Origin of the sequence: Bradyrhizobium sp. SZCCHNR1098 (assembly GCF_032489375.1) — a bacterium.
In the GTDB taxonomy this organism is placed as follows: Bacteria; Pseudomonadota; Alphaproteobacteria; order Rhizobiales; family Xanthobacteraceae; genus Bradyrhizobium.
On sequence record NZ_JAUEXY010000030.1, the window covers coordinates 1 to 1,347 of the forward strand.

Below are 1,347 nucleotides of genomic sequence, written 5' to 3' on the forward strand. Positions count from 1 at the left end.
GGTATGAACCGGGCTGAGTCCTGACAATTCAGACCGGGTTGATTCCTGACAGGCAAGCTTCGTCCGATTCGAAGGAGGATCGGTCGATGCCTTTCAGGGAGAGCAGTCCTGTGGAGCAGCGTATCGGGTTGTTTCGGGAGTACGACACGGGAGCTTTTTCGGTGACGGAGCTGTGCGCGCGGCACGGCATCAGCCGGGAGACGTTCTACGTTTGGGAGCGCCGCCGCGCGAGCGAGGATCCGCAGTGGTTCGAGGAGAAGAGCCACGCCGTGCAGAACTGCCCGCACGCCACAGCGGACCGGCTGGCACGGCGCATCATCGCAACACGACGACGGTTTCCGCATTTTGGCCCCAAGAAGATCAAGGCCTGGCTCGCGCGCGAGCGGCCGGAGGTCGACTGGCCGGCGGCCTCGACGATCGGCGACCTCCTGAAGCGTGAAGGCCTGGTCGAAGCGCGGCCACGCCGACGTCGGGCGATCGCGCAGGGCGAGCTGATCACGCCGGCGGAGGGCCCCAATGACGAGTGGGCGATCGACTTCAAAGGCTGGTTCCGCACTGGCGATGGCACGCGCTGCGATCCGCTCACCATCACCGATGCGGCGAGCCGCTATCTCATCGAGGTGCGCATCGTCGATCCGACCTGGGCTGGCGTGAAGGGCGCTCTGGAGCGCGTTTTCAAGGATATCGGCCTTCCCGACGCGATCCGCTCCGACAATGGAGTACCGTTCGGATCGACGGGAGCTGGCGGCCTTTCGGCGCTCTCGGTGTGGTGGCTCAAGCTCGGCATCGAGCCACGCTACATCCCACCAGCGAGCCCGCAGGACAACGGCCGGCACGAGCGCATGCACCGCACGCTGAAGGCCGAGACGTCGAAGCCACCGGCAGACACGGCCGCCGAGCAGCAGCGACGCTTCGACGCCTTTCGCCGCCACTTCAACGAGGAGCGGCCGCACGAGGCGCTCGACCAGGTGGCCCCCGTCAAGCTCTGGCGCAGGCCGGTGCGCTTCATGCCAGACCGTCTCGATGATCCCTGGTACGACGCCGATCACGAGGTCCGCCGCGTGCGTCCCACCGGGGACATCAAATGGCAAGGCGAGCACGTCTTCGTTGGCGAAGCGCTCGCCGGCGAACTCATCGGCCTCGCCAAGCACGATACCGGCGGCCACATCGTCCGCTTCTGGGGCCGAGACCTCGGGCTGATCGACCGCGACCGCCGTTTCCTGCGCTTTGCTCCGCCGCGTGCGCGGCTCCGCGTCGCGCAGGAAACGGCGGAGACAACACAGCAGTGATCGAATAGTGTCAGGGATCAGCCCGGTCCAAAATGTCAGGGATCAACCCGGTCGGTCA

1 protein-coding gene is annotated in these 1,347 nt (G+C 66.2%); it reads left to right on the forward strand.

Annotated elements, in window-relative coordinates; translation table 11 throughout:
- Positions 1–86: 86 nt before the first annotated feature.
- Positions 87–1,289, forward strand: coding sequence for an integrase core domain-containing protein (locus QX135_RS32395; RefSeq protein WP_316182717.1), 1,203 nt, complete (start codon positions 87–89; stop codon positions 1,287–1,289).
- The last annotated feature ends 58 nt before the right edge of the window (positions 1,290–1,347 follow it).